The following is a 14,661-nucleotide window of genomic DNA, read 5'->3' on the forward strand; positions in this document are numbered from 1 at the left end:
ATTACCTAGGGTATTGCGCCCAAATCGCCACAGCACGCCATTCTACTTGTGGGTGAAAAGGTTAATGGCTTGTTAACTATTAAGCCGTAGGTTGATTCCTATGCAGAACTCGCGTGTAGGTTTTGAGTCTATCACCCCCTCCTACCCTAATATTGGTATTCATACCCGCCTTGTTAGGCTTTGGTATCGCCTGCGCTCGCATCGTATCGAGCACGTACACCAGACGATTCAGCAAATACTCTTTTCCTATGTTGAACAGCACAACATGGAATACCAACTGGAGTTGAGCCGCAAGCGACTCCAGCAGTTTGAACAGGAGCAATCCTGTATCACCCACCTCACAGGGCGAGAGGTTGGGGTGCATTACAAACAGATTCTTGCCTATGCAGAATATCTGGAAGAACGCATCATCGCGCGCCGTGCCGACCCATCAGTCCGTGACGATTATGATGGTGTCTGCGAGCAGGCCTATAATTTGCGACTTATCACCCATGCGATTGGGTTGCTAAATGCCAGCAGCGCGAATGCAATCTCGCAGCCCGTTAACTTATCGACGATGATGCAAAGCACGTTGCTGAATGTTTCCACCATGCTCGATCGTCGCGCGATGAAGCTTAATAGCGAAACATGGGAAGAAGGGATACATATTGAAAGCCAGCCCGCATTGCTACAAGCGCTAGTGATGCTGACGCTGCTTGGCACACTCAGACTAGCGGAAGACGATAGCATGCTGTCCGTCAGCGCCACGGAGACGAATCGCAGCGTGAGTATTCATTTACGCGTCAATCTCATGCGCCCAGGCGCGCTCACCGAAGCAGAGCGCTATGCGTTTCTTGAGCAATGCATGTATGGGCGCAGCACCCATGTCTCGATGTTTGCCTCAACACTCAAGCAACATGCCAATATCCAACTCGCAAGCCTGTTGGCTTCACGTATTGGAGCAGCGATTACTATTGAACCCATTGATAGCCACGCCTGCGATGTCGTGCTCGAACTACCGCGCACTCAATAGAAACACGCCTTGCTGGCCAAATAGATTTGCCCACCAGCCACGACCATAGAACCGTGAACGCTGCCCTTGCGCATCGACCATGATGCGGCGCTCAATCGTGATGCCCATACGCTCACATAAAATCACGAAGTCGGCGATGGTGCAGAAGTGAATGTTTGGCGTGTCGTACCATTCATAAGCAAGTGTGCGCGTAACAGGCATCTTGCCATGAAGTGCGAGATAGAGGCGATTCTTCCAGTGGCCAAAATTGGGCACCGATACAATGGCCTGTTTGCCGATACGCGTCAGCTCTGCCAACACATTTTTAGGATTATTCATGGCTTGTAGCGTCATGCTCAAGATAGCGAAATCATACGCACCTGTTGGGTAATCCGCCAAGTCCGTATCGACGTTGCCCTGAATGACGGGAATGCCCATACGCACGGCGCGCTGCACGCGCTCCTGCTCGATCTCGATGCCGCGACCATCAACCGATTTTTGAGACTTCAGCCACGCAAGCAACTCCGCCTCACCGCAGCCAATATCAAGTACGCGGCTGTTGGGGGTGACGAGTTCCGCAATGGTTTGTAAGTCTGGGCGCAATGTACTCATGCTATCCCCCTCGCCTTTGCTGCCCCATCCAAAAATCCCTGCAAGGTGGCATGTAGGGCCGGCACGTCCAGCAAGAAGGCGTCATGCCCTTTGTCGGTTTTGATTTCGGTAAAACTTACACTTGCCGCTACGGCATTCAGCGCACGTACGATACGGCGCGATTCCTCGGTAGGGAATAACCAGTCGCTCGTGAAGCTGATGACACAAAAGCGCACAGGCGTATTCAAGAAGGCGTGACTAAGATGCCCGTTATAATCACGCTCTAAATCAAAGTAATCCATCGCGCGGGTGATGTAGAGATAGGAGTTGGGGTCAAAGCGCTCAATAAAGGTTTTGCCTTGGTGGCGCAGGTACGACTCCACCTGAAAATCGATATCGAAGCCATAACCCAGCGCCGCTTTATTCTGCAAGCGCCGACCGAATTTTTCGTGCAATGCCGTTTCAGAAAGATAGGTAACGTGCGCAGTCATGCGTGCAACGGCAAGCCCTTTGGAGGGGAACGTACCACGCTCAATATAGTGGCCTTCATTCCAATTAGGGTCAGCCATCACCGCTTGTCTGCCGATTTCGTGGAAGGCGATATTTTGTGGGCTGTGACGGGCGGCAGTGCAAATAGGCATGCAGGCAAACACACGCTCAGGATATTTTGCGGCCCATTCCAGCGCCAACATCCCGCCCATGGAGCCACCAATGACAGCAAATAGCTGGTCGATGCCTAGCGCATCCATCAGGAGTGTTTGGGCGCGGGTCATGTCGCTGATGGTGAGGATCGGGAATTCAATGCCATATGGCTTGCCCGTTTTTGGGTTAATGGATTTGGGCCCTGAGGATCCCAGACATCCGCCCATCACATTGCTGACAATCAGAAAATATCTATCCGTATCCAGCACTTTACCTGGGCCGACAATATCTTCCCACCATCCAGGCTTCCCCGTGACGGGGTGCGTGCCTGAAATATACTGGTCACCTGTTAAGCCATGGCACAGCAAAATGGCGTTGGATTTATCAGCATTCAGCGTGCCAAGCGTTTGGTAGGCTAGCGTAATCGTGTCCATGGTTGCGCCGCAATCAAACTGAAAGGGCGTATCTGGCGTAATATCGATAAGCTGCCCAACTTCAGCCGCCGTATGCTGCGGGCCAAAATTCAAGCGCGTGGTGTAAGGTGCGGAAAGCTTCATATGCCTTTCATAGATACTTGCAGTTCGAAGTGCAATGGTCTAGGCAATGAGCCATGAGTGAGCCAGCAACCAAATCCAGTTTTGATGCACAATTACAGGCCTTGCGCGCCCGTATCGACGCGCTGGACGATAGGCTGATTGCCCTGATCAAAGAGCGTACGGGCATTATCCAAGAAGTTGCTGTGCTAAAGCGCGCGCACACGCCTAATGATTGTCACATTCGTCCTGCCCGCGAAGGTCAAATGCATAAGCGCATTTATGAAGCCTTCAAGGGTAGTGATTTCAATGTCCATGCGGCGGTCATTATCTGGCGGCATCTGATTAGCGCCAGCACCCATCTGGAATCACCTTTGAAAGTCATATCTTCTGCGCCGCGCCATTTAGGGCATGAATATTTTGGCCATTACGTTGACCACCACGATGCAGCCGATAGCGAAGAAGCCGTGCGCAGCGTAAGCGGCAAGCAGGCAAACATTGCCATTATCCCAACTCAGGATATTGCGCTGCTTGAGAAACACCCGACTTTGAAAATTTTCGCAGCGCTGCCTGTGATTGGCAATAAAGTCGAGGCAGTAGCCATTGCCGCACTTGCACCCGAACCATCAGGTGATGATGTCAGTTACTTCATTGACTCTGACCGTCATGTGGTCAGTGTTGCAGGTTTTGTGAAAGACCGCGCCGACTCGGTATGGGTTGGCACCCACCCTGCGCAACTTCGTAAGGAATAATATGACATCGCCCAAGCCTAAAGAATCTATCATGCAAATTAAGCCGTATGTCGGCGGCAAATCCAAAGCGGATGGTGCGCAGCGTATTATCAAGCTCTCCTCGAATGAGAATCCGTGGGGGCCCTCACCCAAAGCAATTGCCGCATTCGAAGCGGCGGCAAAAAACCTCCACCGCTATCCTGATGGTGGGCATATGGAATTGCGCGAGACACTCAGCAAAACGCATGGCTTCCCCGAGAACGAACTGATTTGTGGTTCAGGCTCCGACGAATTGATTGGCCTGCTAATTCACGCCTTCGCTGGTAAAGGTGACGAGGTGCTCTACAGCCAATATGGCTTCTTGATGTATAAAATTTATACACTCGCCAATGAAGCAACACCGGTTACCGCTCCCGAGAAAGAATTGCATTTCGACGTCGACGCAATGCTGGCTGCTGTCACCCCGCGTACGAAGATTTTGTTCATCGCCAACCCTAATAATCCGACGGGCACTTATATTCCGTTCAGTGAAATCAAGCGCCTGCGCGCTGGCCTGCGCGAGGACGTGATTCTCGCACTCGACGCTGCCTATGCAGAATATATGGACGTGAATGATTACGATACAGGTCACGGCTTGGTGAAAGATACCAATACGGTTGTGTTCCACACCTTCTCGAAAATCTTCGGCCTGCCTGCGCTGCGCCTTGGTTGGGCGCATGGACCCGCCGCGATTATCGACGCCATGAACCGTATTCGCAGCCCATTCAATGTTACTGCGCCTGCCCTTGCAGCAGGTGTTGCCGCGCTCCACGATACGGCGTTCGTACCACAGCAGCGCGAGAAGAATGCTATCGAGCGCAAGCGTGTTTGTGACACGTTGAAGCAGCTAGGGTTGGGTTTTGTGCAAAGCCATACTAACTTTGTGCTTGTGCATTTTGGTAGTACCCAAAAGGCAACCGAGGCAAATCAGTTTCTCACTCAGCGTGGATTGATTGTACGTGACACGGTAGCTTATGGTTTACCAGAATATCTACGCATCAGCTTTGGCACGAGCGAAGAGAACAATCTGCTCACTCAAGCACTGAATGATTTTGTTGCGAGCAGGAACGCTGCCTGATGTTTTCTAAAATCGCGATACTTGGTTTGGGACAACTGGGTGGTTCCTTTGCGCTTGCCTGCCGCAATGCGGGTATTGGCGAACAGATCATTGGCTATGACCCAATTACACATCACGGCCAGCTGTTGATTATGAATGAAGCGATTGATGATATCGCCGAAACACCAGCATTAGCAGTGAAGGAGGCAGATTTAATCATGTTGTCTGCACCGCTTCGCGCCTATCCCGCATTAGCGCAAGCCATTGCGCCACACGTCAAGAAGACGGCGGTGATTACCGATATTGGGTCGGTGAAGCAGCCCATGCAAGATATTGCCGCTGTGCTCAATGGCATTGCTATCGTGCCAGCGCACCCTATTGCGGGTTCGGAGAAAGCGGGCGCTGCTGTTGCTAATGGCGCGTTATTTGAAGAAAAGCTGCTCATCATTACGCCACTTGAATCAACACCCAGCCATGCAACTGAGCGCGTGCGCCGACTGTGGGAGAAACTGGATTCACAGGTGATGGAACTTCCCGTGACCATCCACGACCAGATTTATGCGCATGTCTCGCACCTGCCGCATTTGATTGCATTTGTGGCGTCGAGCTTTTTGTATCGCCAAGGCTTGCGCGTAGGCAAAGACGACATGACGTTACAAAAATTCCTACGCATTTCGCGCTCCAACCCACGTATGTGGACGGATATATTCATCGAGAATCGTACGGCGATCCTGCCTGCATTGGCGGCATATAAATCGATTCTTGGACATTTTGTAAAAGAGCTGCGCGAAGGCGAGAATGCACCAACCGACCAAGACATCAAGCCAGTCGCGGCGCGTTATTTGCCGCGTATTCTTGCGGCGTCACTCATCTCAACGGTGAGCGTGTATGAACAACATGCGGGCGCTTCAGTGCGCCGTTTCGGTGCAGGTGGCATGCGCGATATTGTTGCACCAGCCGCAGAAGAACCAGAAATCGATATTGAAGAAATCAGCAAGACGGCTGCCATTGTAGCGCTGCTGATTGAGGGCATTTTGCCACTTTTCGAGGAAGTCGAACGCCTGATGACCTTGAATGAAGAGCCGCAGCTTTTTGCGCATTTACAGGCAATCGAAAAAGAAGCAACAGCTCTCGTTAGCTAGCAAACTTCTTCACTAACTCGAGCATTTCTGCATGGTTCTTAACGTGCGCATCGAATGGGAAGCCTTCATAGGTTCCGCCATTGGTTTGCACATCACCATAAAGAATCGGTGTTGAGCGTGTTACCTGCGCACATTCTAAATCTACGGCCGTATCGCCCACGAACCAGATATGCGCGCCTGCCATAATGGCAGTGCTTTTGAGCGCTTCCAGCACTGGGGCTGGATGTGGTTTGTCATACTCAGAATCTTCGGAGCCAATGGCCGCTTGGAAATAATGCCCCCAACCCAGATGCTCAAGCTCACGACGCAAGCTTGGGCCTTTTTTATTGCTGACGATACCAATGAACCAGTCGGTATTTTTCAGTGCTTTGAGAACGTCTTCCGCACCCTCAAGCACGCCCAGCTCCTGCAGATGGATGGAGCGATAGGATTGTTGGTAATGGTCTGCGGCGCGCTTCCAATCATCACCAAATAATTCGGGGAAGGAATCACGCATCGATTTTTTGACCGTCGCTTTCACATAGTCCAACGACCATTCTTCGTGATTCATGAAGCGCATGGTCATATTCAATGCTTTGTGAATCACCGGCCATGTATCGACCAGCGTATTATCCCAATCAAACAACACTGCTTTTGGCTTTATTAGGCTGCGCATCGCTCGCCTACTTCCCTATCGAGATGTGCGTCATAAATTTCCATCAGGCGTTTGGTGATTGTTCCAACCTTACCATCGCCAACTTTTTTGCCGTCGATTTCCGTAACAGGCATCACAAAATTACTCGTGCTGGTAATGAATGCCTCGGAAGCGGCGGTCATTTCTTTTGGTGTGAAACCGCGCTCTTCCACGGGAATTTGATGCTCGGCAGCGAGTTGCAGCAACACGTCGCGCGTTACGCCACCAAGAATGAAGTTATTCGCAGGGTGGGTAATGACTTTACCACCCGCTACAATGAATGCATTGGTCGAGGAGCCTTCGGTGATCACACCGTCACGAATCAGCCATGTTTCGCGCAGCTCTGGCTTGTCGGATTTTTTGCGCGCGAGAATGTTCGGCAGCAGTGAAATGGATTTGATATCGCAGCGCGACCAACGCTCGTCTGCCGCGGTGATGACGGCACAGCCCTTCTCGCGCATTGCCGCGCTTGGGAATTTGGCTGGCAGCACACACATGGTGAGGTTGGGCTTCATGGTCGATTTCCACAAATGGTTACGCGGCGCCGTGCCACGCGTGATTTGCAGATAGATAATGCCGTAGGTCTTTTCGCTCAGTCGCATCAACTCGCGGATTTTGACGATAAGTGCATTACGCGCCATCGGCATTGGAATATCCAGCTTCACTAGCGAACGCTCCAAACGGTCGAGGTGCTTGGCTTCGTCGAGCAGGCGATTATTGATGAATGCGGCCACTTCATAGACACCGTCGGCAAATTGGTAGCCACGGTCTTCCATCGCCACCGTTGCGAGGTGACTGGGGAGGTATTTTCCGTTTACGTATGCAATGCGTGCCATAGTCAGGCTGGGATAATGGCATCCTTGAGCAATGGCAAGGCTTTATCGCGGTCTGAAAGGATAGGATTTTCATTTGGCCAGCGTATATTCAGCTCGGGGTCATCATAGCGAATCCCGCCCTCACCCTTGGGGTTATAGCCTGTGGTGACTTTATAAAGCACATCGGCAGGCTGATCACCCAGTACGCAGAAACCGTGGCCGAAACCTGCTGGAATCCAGAGCATCAGGCCGTTCTCATCGCTCAATTCATGCGCCACATGCTGTTTGTAGGTGGGCGAGTCTTTGCGCAAATCCACCGCAACATCAAGCACGCGACCGTGGGTGACGCTCACCAACTTACCCTGACCAAGTTGATAATGGATACCGCGCAACACGCCAGCAACTGAGCGCGAACGATTATCCTGTACGAATGTTACTTCCAACGCTTCGCCAATCGCTTGCGTGTATTGCTCGCAGAAGAATCCGCGCGCATCATGATGCAGTTTCAACTGCACCAGCTTCACTTCTGGAATGTTGGTATCGATTAATTTCATGACTTCTTCATAACCTCTTTCAAGCCCTCGCGCCAATGGGGAATCACGATACCCGCTTTGGCAAGCTTCGAAGAATCTAGGCGTGAATTAGCTGGGCGCTTGGCTTTGGTTGCGAATTCGTGAGTGAGTGTCGGCGTGATGGATTCAAGCGTAATGCCAGCTTCTTCCATAATGGCACAAGCGAAACCGTGCCAGCTTGTATGCCCTTGAGGGGTTGCATGGTAAATGCCCGAAGCAGGTAATTTTTGTAACAGTGCTGCAATCGCCTTAGCCGCAGCCGCAGCACTGGTTGGTGAACCCACTTGGTCAGCGACGACATTCAATGTTTTGTCCGTTGCGGCACGCGCCATGATCTTGCGCACGAAGCTATGAGCATGCGTGACGCTGTAGACCCATGACAAGCGCAGCACGATGGCTTTGGCGCCGCTTTCTAGCACTGCATGTTCGCCCGCCAATTTACTGATACCATAATGGTTGAGAGGATTTGTATCGTCGCGCTCCGTATAGGGCGATTGCTTTTGGCCGTCGAACACATAGTCCGTAGAGGTGTGAAGGATGGGTACGCGATGTTTGTTGCACCATGCGGCGATTTCTTTAGGCGCGTGTGCATTGACGGTCGTCGCCAAGTCTTTGTCGATTTCAGCTTGCTCGACATTGGTATAAGCAGCCAGATTAATGATGATTTCAGGATTGAAACCATCTGCCATGGTATCGAGTGTTTTCTCGATGGCGCTGAGTTGCGTGAAGTCGAATGCGTCTTTGGTGATGGCCAGCACATCATTACCAAGCATCGGGCATAGCGAGTGCCCCACTTGGCCACGCGCACCTAGCACAATTGCTCTCATTGCCCGCGAACCGCTTGGCTATGCTTCATCATCGCCTCTGCCCATTCAGGATGGTTCAAGTACCATAAAATGGTAGTTTTGATGCCTTCTTCGAATGGCACTTCCGGCGTGAATTTGATCGCTTTATGCGAGGCCTCAACATCCAACGCGTAGCGGAAGTCATGCCCCAAACGGTCTTCGACAAAGGTAATAAGCTTGAGGTAATCACCGCCCTGCTTCGCGTCAGCAAGCCAAACGCAAAGTGCTTTCACGAGAGTAATATTCTCCATCTCGACACCACTACCGAGCAGATAGATGCCACCCGACTCGCCGTTTTTAAGTGCCGCGAACACGCCACGTGCGTGATCATCCACATGTATCCACTCGCGCTTTTGTTTGCCTTGGCCATAGACAGGCAGCTTCTCGCCCTTGAGTGCATTGGTCAACATACGGGGGATGAGCTTTTCGGGGTGCTGGCGTGGGCCATAATTATTGCAGCAACGCGTGATGACCGTATTCAGCCCATGCGTATGGTGCCATGAAAGCACCAGCAAATCCGCCGCCGCTTTGGAAGCTGCATAAGGTGAATTTGGTTTAATCGGTGAATCGACTTTGAATGTTCCAGTTTCGCCGAGTGCGCCATAGACTTCGTCGGTAGAGACTTGGAGGTAGCGGAATTTTTTACGCTCAGCTTCCGGCAGGCTGGCGACATAATTGCGCGAGACTTCGAGCAATGTGTGCGTACCAACCACATTGGTGTGAATGAATGGCGCAGAGCCAGCAATAGAATTATCAACGTGTGATTCGGCAGCCGCGTGAATCACCGCCTCGAACTTATGAGCGGCGAACAACTCGCTTACCGTTGCCGCGTCACGAATATCGCCGACGACAAGCGCATAGCTTCCCGCCCAGTCTTGATGGTTTATCCATGTCAGATTTTGTGGGTGGCCTGCATAGGTGAGTTTGTCGAGAACGACGACGTGATAGCCTAATCGCACCGCCTCGGCCACTAGCGCAGAACCGATAAACCCCGCCCCGCCAGTAATCAGAATGGTGGGTTGTGTGGATGAATAGGACATGGCTTATTCTTAAGGTGCTTCGAAGGTGATGGGAATCAGAAACTCGATTAGGTTCCCTGCAGGGTAATTTTCTGGCACGGCTGGTACTGGATTAGCACGACGAATCATATCAATCGCGGCGGAATTGAGCACAGCAACACCTGAGGATTCCTCCAGCGCGTAGTAACGCACATAGCCTTGACGGTCGATGCGGATGCGCAGCACCGCCCTACCCTCGCGACCACGCGCGGATGCTGGGTAAATCTTATGCTGCCCAATCCATGCGGAAATGACTTTCTCATAATTGGCGCGCACTTGTTGCTCGGCGCTCATGCCGCTTGTTTGCTCACCCACTGCGGAAGCTGTGTCTGACTTGGCGAAGGTGTTACGCGCCTGTGCACGTAACGTGTCAATTTCCTGTGAGGGGGCCGCACCATGGTCGCGCACATATTGCTGCGGGCTATCAGCGATGGCAGGCTTTTTACTATCTGCCGTGATTGCATTGATGGGCAGCATCAAGAAGTCCAGCAGCGAGGATTCTTCTTTCTTAGGCGCTGGCGGCGCAATTTTTTGCTGGGCGGCGGCGAACTGATTTTCCTGTGGTACTTGGCGTGGCACAGGCGGTGTAACAGTTGGTGCAGCGAGAGGCTTGCTTCCCACGCTTGGCACTTCTGCTTTTGGTGCATTCGTTTTGATGACTGATTTTTCTGTCGTGGCAGGTTTCCACGTTGGCAATTTGGCAGGTGCTTTTGCAACGGGTTTAGGGGCTGGAACTTGTTTCACTGGCTCAGGTTTTACCTCAGGAACGAATTTAGGCTGCGGCACAGGTGCTGGCTGAAAAGCCCGTATAGCCTGATTCTCACCAATTTTGAATGAGAGTGAGTGGACTGGAATCGTCGTCACTTTTTCTTCGGGAAGCAAGTTCGTAAGACCAAGCACCAGCACATGAATCACCAACGCCAGCATGAGCATTTTGTTGAAATCAATGCCGCTTAGATAGGTATTGTTGCCTAACGAGTGATGGGTTGGCATCAATGTCATGCTACGCGGATTGGGCTGTATGTTACGCCATGTCGTCATAGGCTGCTTGACTCCGTAATCAGCGAAAGGTTTACCCCGCCCGCATCACGCACCATTTGCATTAAATCCACCAACTTATTCGCTTCCAGCGCCGCGTCGGCCTTAATCGTTATGACGCGCTCAGGATTCGTCGCGAGCTGGTTTTTCAACTCTGCCAAGACTTCGCTCGTGGAGCGCATTTCGTCGTTAATGATGACTTCATCGCGTTTGCCGAGCATGATTTCAATAGGCCCTTCGTCGATCATCTGGCCAGAATCCGCCATGGGCAAATCCACCTCGATGATTTGGATTTTTTCCAAGTGACCTGCAATCATGAAGAATAAAATCAACACGAACATAATGGAAATGAGCGGAATGAAGCTCATCGGGCGCGGTGAACGCTTGGCTCTTATGAAGTCAAAACTCATACCGCTTTATCCACTTGCACGTTGCGGCCACCACTCAGATATACCAGATCCATTAAGCTTACGAGCTGCTGAACGCTAACACCTGGGGTGCTTAAGATGGCGATGCGTGCATCAGGGTCACGCGCAATGACTTCAACCAGCTCGTCATTAAGCTGCTCAGCATTCACGTACACATCGTTAATCGTGACATGGCCTGTTGCCATAATCCGCAGACGCATCACGTCTTTGCCAGAGGCAACGGTAGCGTTTTTGCTGGGCAGTGAAAGCTCCAGCGATTCGGATGCGGTGAAGCTCGTTGTCATCATGAAGAAAATCACCAGCATGAAAATGATATCCACCAGCGAGGTGAGATTCATATGCAGTGCTTTACGGGGCTGGCGCTGGATATCCATCGCCTTCTCCTAGAACTTATTATAGCTGGGGCTGAGTAGGCGCAGCACACTGGCGCTTTGCGGCGCACCGCGCGACGTAGCGGTTTCTGCTGTTTTTTCGGCCAGCAATTCCATTTGCTCACGCTTCTTCTTTTCTTTTTCCGTTTTCTCGCGGTCGATGCGCTGCGCAGTTTGTTGCGCATTGCTATTGGCAACGGCAGCCGCCATCATCGCAGCCGCTTTTTGCTGATCTTCCATCAAGCGGCGACGCGCATTCTCCAACTCAATGGCTTCGCGCTTCTCTTGTTCTTTTTCGTTTTTGATGAAGCTATCTTCAAGAGCAAGAATCTGCACGGTAACATCACGCATGATGGCACGCACGCGCTCGATTTGCGCATCAATCACATAATAAGCAGCCAATGCTGGCACCGCTACCAACAAGCCGCCAACCGTGGTAATCAGCGCTTCCCAGATACCGCCTGCCAGCATGGATGGGTCAATGCGTGAACCCGCTTGCGAGAGTTTGCTGAAGGATGCAATCATCCCGATAACAGTACCCATCAGGCCCAGCAATGGCGCGATGGTGGAAACCACCTCGAGCGAGCGCATGTGGGATTCGAGATAGCGCAACTCACCTGCGCCAACACGGGCAATTTCAGCCTCGCGTGATTTGACGCTCATATCGCGGTTCATGATGCAATCTACCGACACACGCATGATACGTGCGACTGGTCCGCGTTCTTTTTCGAGGAGTTTGCTGGCATCGGTCATCTCGCCGCGCTTGACGAAAAGCATGACTGGGTCGATGAAGCGCGTGTTGTAAACGTGCGCATTCACAAACTGGTAAGCCTTGTAAAACAGGATTGCGAGCGTGTAGACCGATAGGGCTACAATGAGGTACATGACCCATCCGCCCTTGACGAATATCAACTCAACCATATGCTTTGCCGTTTTGTTTTATTATTGAACCCGCACGCTAGCGCAAATAGCGCCTAGAGTCGAGGACTCCGTTAGGTTTTCCACAGGCTGTGGATAGGGCTATTTCGCCAAACTACGGGCTTCTTCAGGCAGCATAATGGGGATGCCGTCACGGATCGGGTACGCTAAACCCGCCGCATTGGAAATGAGCTCCTGCGCCTTTTCGTCATAGATCAATGTGCTCTTGCTGACGGGACAGACAAGTAATTCGAGTAAGGCGCTATCTGGTTTGGAGGTGTGCATGGATTTCCTAACTACGCAGCGTATAAACGACGAGAAGAACGAGTGCAATCATTGCAATCATGACCCATGGTGGGCCAGAGGTCACTTTCTCTTCTGTGATTTCACCCGTTTCGGGGTTTATGACCTGCTCGCGTGCTTCGCTATGATGAGCCGAATACTCAGAATAAGAGAGGCCAGTTCCAGGCAGGCCGCCCGTTGCACGGGTTCCCTTCTTGCCGATATTATAGGTAAGACCCTTGCCCCCAATCGTCAGGCTGCTGATACCATGTTTCGTGATATTCAGCCTCAGTCCGGGCAGGATACGTACGCCTTTGCGGAAACGGAACCCCATAAGCACTCCTTTAGCACAGCCTAATCGGCCAAGCGGCAGAGCGCAATGCGATAATGCCCCTATAATCCCTTGATAAATCAATCTGTAAGAAGCGCTTGCAATTTCATTTTGCTTGCGTATGTTACGCAGCCTCACGTGAGCGGGCGTAGCTCAGTGGTAGAGTGTCACCTTGCCAAGGTGAATGTCGAGAGTTCGAATCTCTTCGCCCGCTCCATTTCTCCCCTTTTTTATCGACTCACTCTTAGATTCGACAGCGAATCCCCAATTGCATTGAAAGCAGCACTCAGATCGGCAGCCGTGGGTGAATTGAAGAAATAGTCTGGATTGGTCGCACAATTTTCGAGCAAGGTTTCGATATTTGCACCTGGCGCATCGAATGCCACGGTATAGACCAATATACCCTGCGCTTTCATCGATTCGCAGACTTGTGCCAATCTATCATCCAATCTGTCGGGTGCGACACTGGTGCTCGTCGTGCCTAGACGATTATCGGTGATATAACCGTAAGATGTTCGCGTCGTATTACCATAGACGTTTTCACCATCAGTCATGATGATTACGGCTTTGTTCATCAGCGGTGTATCGTAATCAAGTGGTAGAGCGTTTGCATCCATATCGCCCCCCCACAGACCGCGCCAACGAGGTGATAGCATACGCCAGCCCCATATAGCGCCGACATTCACGTGCGTATTACCATTGGTCGTAAGATTCGTAATTGCATTATCCAATGTTGTTCGGTTGGTGGTCATCGGAACCAGCGGGTTCAGCGTACAATGCTTGTTGGGACCTTTGCTATAACCGATACCCGAACGCAAGCTACCACCATTGGTAAGCCAGTCATTGGCGTAGTTGCCGCTATTCACATCGGGCCAGAAGAACGCTCGGAAGGCTTCTACCGATGGCGGGTCGTCCGTCACATCACGATTATTGAAGCGCTCCTCCACACAACCTGCCCATGTTACGCCTCGCCAATTCAGGGTTGCCCAATGGGTCGCATCGCGCCATGCGGTGCGCGTATTGCCGACATTCACGTTCTGCGAGAAGGGTACAATACCGACATATAAGTCCTCTGGATTTTCTTCCTCCCCATAGAGAATGCCGATGAGATCATGGGCAGCATCTTTCAATGCATCAATCTTGGTACAAGGGGAACACATCGAACCGGTCGTATCGACTACTAGCACGACCTCCAGCCCTTTGGTCTGGCGCGTAATCTCCGAGGTGGCGCGTACCGTAATCGTATCAAACCCCATCACCTGCATAATACGTACAGGCACCACCGCCTCGGCACTGAGTGAAATCACTGTATTGTCGTCATTGACGGTTGCGACAAGCTCCGTGACTTCGGAACCCAGATAGTCGTCTGGGAAATTCGCATCGAAATATTTTTGCACCTCGGCTTGTACATCTTGTGTGTTGATATTCGATCCTGCTGCTAGTCCTGCCGCATCCAGCGCGCTTGATAGTTTGGACTGCACCAGTTGTGCGCGCCCTGTATCAACGGCTGCACCTGTCATACCTACCAGCGCAATGATGCTGACGGCCATCAGTGGCATCACCGCACCTGCTCTGTTATTCCACCATTGTTTACGCATAAACGA

General features: G+C 51.7%; 18 protein-coding genes and 1 tRNA gene. 5 read left to right on the top strand and 14 right to left on the bottom strand.

The window, feature by feature from the left end:
- Positions 1 to 100 precede the first annotated feature (100 nt).
- Complete coding sequence (locus J0M34_04620) at positions 101 to 1,012, top strand: hypothetical protein (GenBank protein ID MBN8543531.1); 912 nt, start codon at positions 101 to 103, stop codon at positions 1,010 to 1,012.
- Here the strand turns inward: J0M34_04620 and metW are convergent.
- Entirely contained in the window at positions 995 to 1,603 is a 609-nt protein-coding gene (metW, locus tag J0M34_04625) for a methionine biosynthesis protein MetW (GenBank protein MBN8543532.1), read from the bottom strand. The genes J0M34_04620 and metW overlap by 18 nt on opposite strands.
- On the bottom strand, positions 1,600 to 2,781 hold the full coding sequence (locus tag J0M34_04630; protein ID MBN8543533.1) for a homoserine O-acetyltransferase: 1,182 nt from the start codon (positions 2,779 to 2,781) through the stop codon (positions 1,600 to 1,602). Before J0M34_04630 ends, metW begins: the two co-directional genes overlap by 4 nt.
- A gap of 53 nt (positions 2,782 to 2,834) precedes the next feature.
- On the opposite strand from J0M34_04630, the gene J0M34_04635 reads away from it, so the two are divergent.
- The 3 genes from J0M34_04635 to J0M34_04645 are packed head-to-tail and all read left to right on the top strand — an operon-like array spanning position 2,835 to position 5,726.
- Positions 2,835 to 3,509: a chorismate mutase gene (locus J0M34_04635; GenBank protein ID MBN8543534.1), complete on the top strand. Its 675-nt coding sequence runs from the start codon at positions 2,835 to 2,837 to the stop codon at positions 3,507 to 3,509.
- A gap of 1 nt (position 3,510) precedes the next feature.
- Positions 3,511 to 4,605 carry a histidinol-phosphate transaminase gene (locus tag J0M34_04640; GenBank protein MBN8543535.1) on the top strand — a complete coding sequence of 365 codons (1,095 nt, stop codon included), beginning with the start codon at positions 3,511 to 3,513 and terminating at the stop codon, positions 4,603 to 4,605.
- A complete protein-coding gene (locus J0M34_04645) occupies positions 4,605 to 5,726 on the top strand; it encodes a prephenate dehydrogenase/arogenate dehydrogenase family protein (GenBank protein MBN8543536.1) in 1,122 nt (373 codons plus the stop codon). The genes J0M34_04640 and J0M34_04645 overlap by 1 nt, the downstream gene beginning before the upstream one ends.
- On the opposite strand, the gene J0M34_04650 is transcribed toward J0M34_04645, so the two are convergent.
- The 11 genes from J0M34_04650 to J0M34_04700 all read right to left on the bottom strand — a co-directional run bounded on the left by J0M34_04650 (position 5,719) and on the right by J0M34_04700 (position 13,060).
- Positions 5,719 to 6,381 (bottom strand): HAD-IA family hydrolase, encoded by a 663-nt coding sequence (locus J0M34_04650; GenBank protein ID MBN8543537.1) that lies wholly within the window; start codon positions 6,379 to 6,381, stop codon positions 5,719 to 5,721. The genes J0M34_04645 and J0M34_04650 overlap by 8 nt on opposite strands.
- A complete protein-coding gene (locus J0M34_04655; protein ID MBN8543538.1) occupies positions 6,369 to 7,235 on the bottom strand; it encodes a D-amino-acid transaminase in 867 nt (288 codons plus the stop codon). Before J0M34_04655 ends, J0M34_04650 begins: the two co-directional genes overlap by 13 nt.
- Before the next feature lie 2 nt (positions 7,236 to 7,237).
- On the bottom strand, positions 7,238 to 7,768 hold the full coding sequence (gene rfbC / locus J0M34_04660; protein MBN8543539.1) for a dTDP-4-dehydrorhamnose 3,5-epimerase: 531 nt from the start codon (positions 7,766 to 7,768) through the stop codon (positions 7,238 to 7,240).
- A complete protein-coding gene (gene rfbD, locus J0M34_04665; GenBank protein ID MBN8543540.1) occupies positions 7,765 to 8,613 on the bottom strand; it encodes a dTDP-4-dehydrorhamnose reductase in 849 nt (282 codons plus the stop codon). Before rfbD ends, rfbC begins: the two co-directional genes overlap by 4 nt.
- Positions 8,610 to 9,671: a dTDP-glucose 4,6-dehydratase gene (gene rfbB / locus J0M34_04670; protein MBN8543541.1), complete on the bottom strand. Its 1,062-nt coding sequence runs from the start codon at positions 9,669 to 9,671 to the stop codon at positions 8,610 to 8,612. Before rfbB ends, rfbD begins: the two co-directional genes overlap by 4 nt.
- A 9-nt stretch (positions 9,672 to 9,680) precedes the next feature.
- Entirely contained in the window at positions 9,681 to 10,730 is a 1,050-nt protein-coding gene (locus J0M34_04675) for a TonB family protein (protein MBN8543542.1), read from the bottom strand.
- Positions 10,727 to 11,137, bottom strand: a complete 411-nt coding sequence (locus J0M34_04680) for a biopolymer transporter ExbD (GenBank protein MBN8543543.1) — start codon at positions 11,135 to 11,137, stop codon at positions 10,727 to 10,729. The genes J0M34_04675 and J0M34_04680 overlap by 4 nt, the downstream gene beginning before the upstream one ends.
- Positions 11,134 to 11,529, bottom strand: coding sequence for a biopolymer transporter ExbD (locus J0M34_04685; GenBank protein ID MBN8543544.1), 396 nt, complete (start codon positions 11,527 to 11,529; stop codon positions 11,134 to 11,136). The genes J0M34_04680 and J0M34_04685 overlap by 4 nt, the downstream gene beginning before the upstream one ends.
- A 9-nt stretch (positions 11,530 to 11,538) precedes the next feature.
- Positions 11,539 to 12,411 carry a MotA/TolQ/ExbB proton channel family protein gene (locus tag J0M34_04690; protein MBN8543545.1) on the bottom strand — a complete coding sequence of 291 codons (873 nt, stop codon included), beginning with the start codon at positions 12,409 to 12,411 and terminating at the stop codon, positions 11,539 to 11,541.
- A gap of 135 nt (positions 12,412 to 12,546) precedes the next feature.
- Positions 12,547 to 12,729: a Trm112 family protein gene (locus tag J0M34_04695; protein MBN8543546.1), complete on the bottom strand. Its 183-nt coding sequence runs from the start codon at positions 12,727 to 12,729 to the stop codon at positions 12,547 to 12,549.
- A 7-nt stretch (positions 12,730 to 12,736) separates the two neighbouring features.
- Positions 12,737 to 13,060: a DUF4236 domain-containing protein gene (locus tag J0M34_04700; GenBank protein ID MBN8543547.1), complete on the bottom strand. Its 324-nt coding sequence runs from the start codon at positions 13,058 to 13,060 to the stop codon at positions 12,737 to 12,739.
- A gap of 139 nt (positions 13,061 to 13,199) precedes the next feature.
- Between J0M34_04700 and J0M34_04705 the strand changes: the two genes are divergently transcribed.
- A tRNA-Gly gene (locus J0M34_04705) sits at positions 13,200 to 13,274 on the top strand.
- 13 nt (positions 13,275 to 13,287) lie between these two features.
- On the opposite strand, the gene J0M34_04710 is transcribed toward J0M34_04705, so the two are convergent.
- Positions 13,288 to 14,655 carry a pilus assembly protein gene (locus J0M34_04710; protein ID MBN8543548.1) on the bottom strand — a complete coding sequence of 456 codons (1,368 nt, stop codon included), beginning with the start codon at positions 14,653 to 14,655 and terminating at the stop codon, positions 13,288 to 13,290.
- Positions 14,656 to 14,661: the final 6 nt, after the last annotated feature.

Source organism: Alphaproteobacteria bacterium (genome assembly GCA_017302575.1).
In the GTDB taxonomy this organism is placed as follows: Bacteria; Pseudomonadota; Alphaproteobacteria; order Rickettsiales; family UBA3002; genus JAFLDD01.

What these genes read in the sequence shown, in the direction of transcription:
- J0M34_04620 (MBN8543531.1), top strand. Translation starts at nt 101, where the DNA reads ATGCAGAACTCGCGTGTAGGTTTTGAGTCTATCACCCCCTCCTACCCT.
- metW (MBN8543532.1), bottom strand. Translation starts at nt 1,603, where the DNA reads ATGAGTACATTGCGCCCAGACTTACAAACCATTGCGGAACTCGTCACC.
- J0M34_04630 (MBN8543533.1), bottom strand. Translation starts at nt 2,781, where the DNA reads ATGAAGCTTTCCGCACCTTACACCACGCGCTTGAATTTTGGCCCGCAG.
- J0M34_04635 (MBN8543534.1), top strand. Translation starts at nt 2,835, where the DNA reads ATGAGTGAGCCAGCAACCAAATCCAGTTTTGATGCACAATTACAGGCC.
- J0M34_04640 (MBN8543535.1), top strand. Translation starts at nt 3,511, where the DNA reads ATGACATCGCCCAAGCCTAAAGAATCTATCATGCAAATTAAGCCGTAT.
- J0M34_04645 (MBN8543536.1), top strand. Translation starts at nt 4,605, where the DNA reads ATGTTTTCTAAAATCGCGATACTTGGTTTGGGACAACTGGGTGGTTCC.
- J0M34_04650 (MBN8543537.1), bottom strand. Translation starts at nt 6,381, where the DNA reads ATGCGCAGCCTAATAAAGCCAAAAGCAGTGTTGTTTGATTGGGATAAT.
- J0M34_04655 (MBN8543538.1), bottom strand. Translation starts at nt 7,235, where the DNA reads ATGGCACGCATTGCATACGTAAACGGAAAATACCTCCCCAGTCACCTC.
- rfbC (MBN8543539.1), bottom strand. Translation starts at nt 7,768, where the DNA reads ATGAAATTAATCGATACCAACATTCCAGAAGTGAAGCTGGTGCAGTTG.
- rfbD (MBN8543540.1), bottom strand. Translation starts at nt 8,613, where the DNA reads ATGAGAGCAATTGTGCTAGGTGCGCGTGGCCAAGTGGGGCACTCGCTA.
- rfbB (MBN8543541.1), bottom strand. Translation starts at nt 9,671, where the DNA reads ATGTCCTATTCATCCACACAACCCACCATTCTGATTACTGGCGGGGCG.
- J0M34_04675 (MBN8543542.1), bottom strand. Translation starts at nt 10,730, where the DNA reads ATGACGACATGGCGTAACATACAGCCCAATCCGCGTAGCATGACATTG.
- J0M34_04680 (MBN8543543.1), bottom strand. Translation starts at nt 11,137, where the DNA reads ATGAGTTTTGACTTCATAAGAGCCAAGCGTTCACCGCGCCCGATGAGC.
- J0M34_04685 (MBN8543544.1), bottom strand. Translation starts at nt 11,529, where the DNA reads ATGGATATCCAGCGCCAGCCCCGTAAAGCACTGCATATGAATCTCACC.
- J0M34_04690 (MBN8543545.1), bottom strand. Translation starts at nt 12,411, where the DNA reads ATGTACCTCATTGTAGCCCTATCGGTCTACACGCTCGCAATCCTGTTT.
- J0M34_04695 (MBN8543546.1), bottom strand. Translation starts at nt 12,729, where the DNA reads ATGCACACCTCCAAACCAGATAGCGCCTTACTCGAATTACTTGTCTGT.
- J0M34_04700 (MBN8543547.1), bottom strand. Translation starts at nt 13,060, where the DNA reads ATGGGGTTCCGTTTCCGCAAAGGCGTACGTATCCTGCCCGGACTGAGG.
- J0M34_04710 (MBN8543548.1), bottom strand. Translation starts at nt 14,655, where the DNA reads ATGCGTAAACAATGGTGGAATAACAGAGCAGGTGCGGTGATGCCACTG.